This is a genomic window from Paenibacillus whitsoniae (genome assembly GCF_003955665.1).
In the GTDB taxonomy this organism is placed as follows: Bacteria; Bacillota; Bacilli; order Paenibacillales; family NBRC-103111; genus Paenibacillus_E; species Paenibacillus_E whitsoniae.
Genome location: NZ_RXHU01000151.1, coordinates 1 through 6,593 on the forward strand (window position 1 = coordinate 1; position 6,593 = coordinate 6,593).

Annotated in this window: 8 protein-coding genes and 1 pseudogene; 3 read left to right on the forward strand and 6 right to left on the reverse strand. The window is 51.4% G+C overall.

Annotated elements, in window-relative coordinates:
* Positions 1-62 precede the first annotated feature (62 nt).
* The 3 genes from EJQ19_RS31260 to EJQ19_RS31270 are packed head-to-tail and all read right to left on the reverse strand — an operon-like array spanning position 63 to position 2,501.
* Complete coding sequence (locus EJQ19_RS31260) at positions 63-1,040, reverse strand: MBL fold metallo-hydrolase (RefSeq protein WP_126145121.1); 978 nt, start codon at positions 1,038-1,040, stop codon at positions 63-65.
* A 10-nt stretch (positions 1,041-1,050) separates the two neighbouring features.
* A complete protein-coding gene (locus tag EJQ19_RS31265) occupies positions 1,051-1,785 on the reverse strand; it encodes a class I SAM-dependent methyltransferase (RefSeq protein WP_126145122.1) in 735 nt (244 codons plus the stop codon).
* Positions 1,786-1,826: 41 nt separating this feature from the next.
* Positions 1,827-2,501 (reverse strand): DUF6483 family protein, encoded by a 675-nt coding sequence (locus tag EJQ19_RS31270; protein ID WP_126145123.1) that lies wholly within the window; start codon positions 2,499-2,501, stop codon positions 1,827-1,829.
* Between the two features lie 201 nt (positions 2,502-2,702).
* Here EJQ19_RS31270 and EJQ19_RS31275 point away from each other — a divergent pair, with 201 nt between their 5' ends.
* The gene (locus tag EJQ19_RS31275; protein WP_028556998.1) at positions 2,703-2,924 is read left to right on the forward strand and encodes a helix-turn-helix domain-containing protein; all 222 of its coding nucleotides are present in this window, start codon (positions 2,703-2,705) and stop codon (positions 2,922-2,924) included.
* A 147-nt stretch (positions 2,925-3,071) separates the two neighbouring features.
* Positions 3,072-3,881 carry an SDR family oxidoreductase gene (locus tag EJQ19_RS31280; RefSeq protein ID WP_126145124.1) on the forward strand — a complete coding sequence of 270 codons (810 nt, stop codon included), beginning with the start codon at positions 3,072-3,074 and terminating at the stop codon, positions 3,879-3,881.
* Between the two features lie 113 nt (positions 3,882-3,994).
* Here EJQ19_RS31280 and EJQ19_RS33125 read toward each other — a convergent pair whose 3' ends face one another.
* Complete coding sequence (locus EJQ19_RS33125; protein WP_206438515.1) at positions 3,995-4,144, reverse strand: Fic family protein; 150 nt, start codon at positions 4,142-4,144, stop codon at positions 3,995-3,997.
* A gap of 97 nt (positions 4,145-4,241) precedes the next feature.
* Positions 4,242-4,807 (reverse strand): annotated as a pseudogene (locus EJQ19_RS31290) (histidine phosphatase family protein).
* Positions 4,808-5,188: 381 nt separating this feature from the next.
* On the opposite strand from EJQ19_RS31290, the gene EJQ19_RS31295 reads away from it, so the two are divergent.
* Entirely contained in the window at positions 5,189-5,983 is a 795-nt protein-coding gene (locus tag EJQ19_RS31295; RefSeq protein ID WP_126145125.1) for an alpha/beta hydrolase family protein, read from the forward strand.
* A gap of 176 nt (positions 5,984-6,159) precedes the next feature.
* Here EJQ19_RS31295 and EJQ19_RS31300 read toward each other — a convergent pair.
* Positions 6,160-6,593: molybdopterin oxidoreductase family protein (locus tag EJQ19_RS31300; RefSeq protein WP_277600994.1), on the reverse strand; the 434-nt coding region annotated here is incomplete at its 5' end.

Sequence of the window (6,593 nt, forward strand, 5' to 3'; positions counted from 1 at the left end):
GGGCGGGTGAAGAGCATGCCAAAAAGCCCCGCTGCTTACGCCAGCGGGGCTTACGTAGCGCGCTACGCCTGCACGCGCGCGTAACGGATCAGGCCCGCGGCCGGCTCCACCTGCCGGATGCGGCCCTGGGCCTCGAGCAAGATGAGATGCGCGATCGTCTCCGACAACGCGAATCTCATCTGGTGCACGCTCAGCCGGTCGCCGAACGTCGCCCGGCACACCTCATAAGCGCTCTGCGGCGCGCTTAACTGCCCTTCCATGAGCGCGAGCCGCTCATGGTGGTGTCGCACGAGCTCCGCTGCCCGTGCGCTAAAACCCGCCCATGGCTCCCGGTGCCCCGGGTACGCCATGGCGACGTCCAGCTTGCCGATCTCGGCCAAGCTGTCCAAATACGCGCCGAGCGGGTTTTCCTCCACCTGCGGGAGGAAAGACACGTTCGGCGAGATCTGCGGCAGCACATGGTCGCCGCAGAACACGACCCGCGCCTCGGCGTCGTAGAAGACGAGATGCCCCGCGGCATGGCCGGGGGTCTCGATCGCTTCGTAGACGCGGTCCCCGAGGCGGACCGGGCCTTCCCGCAGCAGCGTGACCTGCGGCTGCGGGGACACCAGCGAGACGAAGTCATGCATATGCTTCGTCATCTCTTCCATCCCGCCCGCGGGGTACCCGTGGCGGGCGAACAGATCCAGCAGCAGCGCCGACATCGGCTGCTGCTCGCCCCATAGGAGGCCGACCTGCGCATAGCCGGTCTCCGACAACAGCACAGGCGCGCCCGTGCGCGCCTGGAACCAGCCCGCCATCCCGTAATGATCGGGATGGTGGTGCGTCAGCACAATTTGCTCAATGTGCGCCCATGCAATCCCCAACTCCTGGAGCGTCTGCGTCCAAAGCGCTTCCGCCTCCGGCGTGTGCAGCCCCGGATCGATGACGGTGTACCCCTTGCTGCCTCGAATCACATAAGCGTTCACCCAACGCAGCGGAAAAGGCAGCGGCACCTTCACTTGCGTAATTTCTTCCGTATGTATCGTAATTGCATTCATTTTCCTGCTGTCATCCTTCCTTATGCCCCACAAAAATCATCCGCTGGGAAACCTCCGGCTCGTACGCCCGGCCCTCACAGTCGCCGTAGACGTGATCAACCCGCAAGCCCGCCCGAGCAAACATCCGCTCAAACTGCGGCTTCTCGTACAGCTTGACCTGCTCCATATGCTGGCGTTCCAGCTCGTCCGCGCTCACAAGCGCAATCCGCTTGCGAACGAAGCCATCCTCAATCGAGCGCGCTTCGCGAATCGTAACACCGTCCTCCTCGCGTTCACTATAAGGGACAAGACACCTTCCCACATAAACCGGATTCAGAAAATCCAGAATAAACCGACCGCCCGGCCGCAGCAGCCGATGCATTTCGGTCATCACCTTTTCGTTTTCCCGATCCTCATCAAAATACCCGAATGACGTAAACAGATTCACGACCGCATCCTGCGGCTCGCTTAGCGGAACGGCCCTCATGTCGCCGCGCACCCACGTCACTTGACCGCCTGAATCCATGCGCATCGCCTCTCGCAGCAGCACCTCCGAAAGATCCACGCCCGTCACCTGATAGCCAAAATCAGCCAACGCCAGCGAATGCCTGCCCATCCCACAGCACAAATCCAGCACCTTCGCACCTTGCGGTAGATCCAGCCAGTCGATCATCTGCTTGACCTCATGATACGCCCCTTGCATATCGCGATGCTTATAAACGAGTAAGTAATCATTGCCAAAGCTTTCCTGATACCAAGCCATCATCCTACACCCTTCAACTTCCCTAAAATAATGGGCTCTCTCCGCTAGCCTTGCAGCTTGCTTTGCATCAGCTTCAACCCTTCAAGCGCTTCCTCCCGGCTAAAATTGCCCGCCGTCAGCCGCTCTTCGTCAATATCCAGCAGCTTTTCGTAAAATTGCGCTCCGCGCTCCGGCATCGTGCGATCCTCCGGATGATCTTCTATATAATGAAATAATGCATCTTCCGCTTTGGCGTAGCTGCCCATCTTGTCATAATACGGCAGCAGCCACTTCTGCGTTTCAGCCGGTAGCCGCCAGCCTTGCAGGCGTTCGTGCAGTCCTTCGAGCCTCGGCTTAATCTCGAGCATGACCTCATCATCCGGCTCAACCTCGTCGGTCAACCCTAGCAGCAAAAGCAGCTCCAGCGCTTTGACGTACGCCCAGTATGCCTCTTCTTTTTCCACATTGTCCTTGATAAAATCGCCCTGGCCCACGAACAAGTCATGAATAACGAGAGCCTTCGCCGTATCGATCTGCCCCTGATAAGTTAGCAGCTCCAAAATATCCTTCGTGGACAACGAACGTAAGGATCGCAGATTGAGTCCGAGCACGTGCCGACTCGCCTCGTCCAACTGCCTTTGCGCGTCTTCGATGTCGACAAACTTCTTTTGAAACAAAATCCGATGGAGCACCACCGTAAGCTGCTCAATCTGCTTGAGCAAATAGTCGCGTTTGAACATGGAAGCGGATTCCCCCTTTTGCCCCTTCACATCCAGCTACATGTAAGCTTACCATGCCTAGACTGGAAACTCAAAAAGTCATTCCGCCTATTTTTGACAGCATACCGCACCATTGACACCCGCCCTTCATAAACTAATTTTGACTGTATCCCTTAACCTTGTAATTCCCAATACCCGAGCAAGGAGGGGTGACACACATCCATGGGCAGCGACCACAAAAACAAATTTTTACTTACAAACCGCGAGCGTGAAGTATTTGAACTTCTGGTGCAAGACAAAACGACAAAAGATATCGCGCAGCAGCTGTTTATCAGCGAAAAAACTGTGCGAAATCACATATCGAATGTCATGCAAAAACTCAATGTCAAGGGTCGTTCACAAGCGGTTGTAGAACTGATTAAGCTTGGGGAATTAAAAATCTGATCTCGTCACCAGCCAAGGGATCCATGCAAGCCTTCCGACCCTCTTAGGAGGAACGGAGGGTTTTTATGTGTTTGCGGGGGATTTAATTCACTATCGTCGGGGCAACCTATGGTATCAGCCTTATTACCAGTTCAGGGGGTTTTATCCATGACAATTCAACCACATTTAGATAAATCCGCAACGACTCCGAAAGTCGCTGTCGTCACCGGAGCAGCATCCGGGATCGGACGGGCATCCGCAATTCGATTAGCCAAGCATGGATACCGTATCGGCTTGCTCGACCGTCCTGGCGATGAGCTGAATGATGCGGTTGCTGAGATCACAGCCTCAGGAGGAGAAGCCATCGCGCTAGAGGCCGATATTGCCTATGAGGATCAAGTACAACAAGCGATGCAAAAAACAGTGAACACCTGGGGCCGTCTCGATGTGCTCTTTGCCAATGCTGGTATTAACGGCGTTCTCACGTCAATTGAGGAAATGGCTTCTGCGGATTGGAACCAGACGCTGCAGATTAATCTGACTGGCACGTTCCTCTGTGTCAAATACGCCATCGAGCCGCTCCGCCAACAGGGTGGCAGTATCATCATCACGAGTTCCATCAACGGTAATCGCGTTTTTTCCAACTTCGGCATGTGCGCGTACAGCACGTCCAAGGCCGGACAAGTCGCTTTTATGAAAATGGCTGCGCTCGAGCTTGCCCGTTACAGGATTCGGGTGAACGCGGTGTGCCCCGGTGCAATCAAAACGCATATCGGTGAGAACACCGACAGCCGACCTGAGGTGAAAGAAATTACAATCCCTGTCAAGTATCCCGAAGGGAGTCAGCCGTTGGAGCACAAACCGGGCAGCGCGGAACAAGTCGCCAATCTTGTGTTATTTCTCGCGTCCGACCAGTCCAGCCATATCACCGGCACGGAAATCTTCATTGATGGGGCGGAGTCGTTGCTCCGTGGCTAATCGCCCCCCCGGTGCATAACAGTCCAATCACCACAAAAAAAATAAGACATCAGGTTTTTCATACCTGATGTCTTTGGATCCATTGATAGATATCGTCCTCTTTCATTGTTCCTTCAGCAGTATTTAAACCTCTTATTACCGTCGACAAAACCATGGTTCTTAATAAGTGAGTAAGTAACAACCGAAATTTTGTTAATTATTCCTTTATACAGATCATTACCATCGAATGTTGAAAACGGTCTTTGTAACGCACTTTCTAATATTGATCTATCCCTTACTCCAGACGAACCACCTTTATTATTGTTATTGTTTGCTGGAAATCATTTCCCCCGACAGTCCACTTCGATAAACCTTATAAATCTAAGCATTCCACAATCTAGTTACTTCTTTCAACTCTAAGTCCTCGAATACCATTTTATAGATATCCGGTTTCTTTAATTGATTCAAAAATTCTAAGCCATAAGCTGAATCAAAATAGTTCATCATCAACTCATTACAAGACCATGCGTCCCGACTGCTATCTGCATCCCTTTATGCTCTTGTAGTATCGGTTTTAGAACTGCGATTGCTCTTTTCTGGCACTCTGCATTAGACTCTCCGCCCGGCAAGGTATGCTCAAAATCATTAAAACTCTCTCTGATACTAGACAGTAACGCTGCATTTTCAATAATATCTGCTGCAAAATGACGTTCCCTAAGATCTTCAAATACTTTAATATCTAAGTTTAAGTACTCGGCTAATCCCGCAACACTAAGAATGGCACGAGTATATGGACTTGAAATAATCATGTTTATTCCTTCACCTGCAAGTAACTTCGTTACTTTTTCAATATCGATCTTTCCCTTTGGCGTAAGCCCTCTTGTTCTTTCAGTACCTTCATTGTATGGTGATTCTCCATGCCTAACCATATAGATAGTTGTCTTCATATTGGCCTCCTACGACACTTTCATTACATATATTACTGTATTTTACATAAATGTAGGTACATTCACGAATTTCACTTAACTTAAAGAATAAAAGCTTATCTTTTTGGATAGTCAGTGCTCTTCCTTTATCTCTCGAATCATCCTGACAGTCACCACTTTACGATGTTTTTAGTACTATATCACGTTCTCACAACGTTGTCCGCAACGTAAATTCGGTGCTAAGTACTCTCAAATGTAAAAATATAATACTAGTGAAATAAAAACGAAATACCTTTGACTCTTCGATAATTAAGTATCCAACTACTTCATTTTGGGTTAATATTCTAGGTATTAGAGGAGCCAGAAAGGTAGCATAACTGTTATTTAGGGGGAAAGAAATCGATGAATGCAGAAGAAACCGGAAAGCTTAATCACGAGCTAGTAGATCACATTCCGATTATTTGGGAAGAACCGAAAGGAAAGAGGAACGGGCACCTAGTCGTTTGGCTTCCAGGTCTGACCGGCGGCAAGGACAAGCTGCGACCGCATCTACGGAAGTTCGCAGATGCGGGATTTGTTGCCGTCTCGTACGATCCGTACGAACACGGGGAGCGGATGAGGGAGAGCCACGAGCGTTTTATCTCAAAACTAAGAGGAAACAAGCGCCGTTATTTCTGGCCGATGATCGCAATGACGGCGGAGGAATATCCTCGAGTGATCGACTGGGCTGTAGAACGATTTGGACTATCAGGAGGAGTGATGGCTGGTGGCATCTCGATGGGTGGTGACATTGCCTTAGTTGCAGCAGGTCTAGAAAAGCGAATCACCGCGGTGGCTGCCTGCATTTCAACGCCTGATTGGTTGCGTCCTGGCACAGATGAAGAGGAGAGCCATCCGGATACGTATGCCTGGAATTGTTATTATCGCTGCGATCCGCTTTCTAACACGAGTAAATATGCGCATGCTCCGGCAATCCGCTTTCTGAACGGAGCAAACGATGGTCACGTACCTCCCGATGGAGCTCACAGATTTCAAATGCTGGTAGCGGAACATTATGCGAGCTGCCCTGAACGGTTCGAGATTACCGAATTTGATGTCGCTCACGAATTTACGGACGGCATGCTGAATGGAGCATTGGATTGGTTTGTCCGACATGCCGGAAATGTCCGGCATCACAACGTAGACAGTCGGCAATGAGCCAGCGGGATAGCAAACCCTGTGATTGTCCGAATCCAAGTACCATCTCGATAGACCGGAAAAGATGGGCTTATTCAATACGAAGAAAAGCTGTCCTCATCAGGACAGCTTTTCTTCAAGGCCATTGCGACATACGTTCCTCAGTTAACCCTCGCGGATTGCCAACTCTATGATTCCTACTCCACTCTCTCAATCCTTACCGCACAAATCTTAAACTCCGGCATCCGGCTCGTCGGATCAAGCGCATCGTTTGTCAACTGGTTGATCGCCAGATCGCCGCCCCAGTGGAATGGGACGAAAACGGTGCGTGGCTGAATGCCTTCGGTCACTTTCACTTGAAAAATGAGCGAGCCGCGCCGGCTGGTAATGCGGATGCGCTGATCCAGGCTCAGCCCGATGCGCTTCGCGAGCGAGGGATGAATCTCGGCGACCGGCACAGGCGCCTTTTTCAATAAAGCGTCGGTCCGGCGCGTCTGCACGCCGCTTAGGTAATGATTGCCGAGCCGCCCGGTGGTCAGGATGTACGGGTACTCCCCGTCGATCGGCTCGCCCGGCATTTTGGGCTCGATGCCGAAGAGGCGCGCCTTGCCGTCGGGGTGGTGGAACCGCT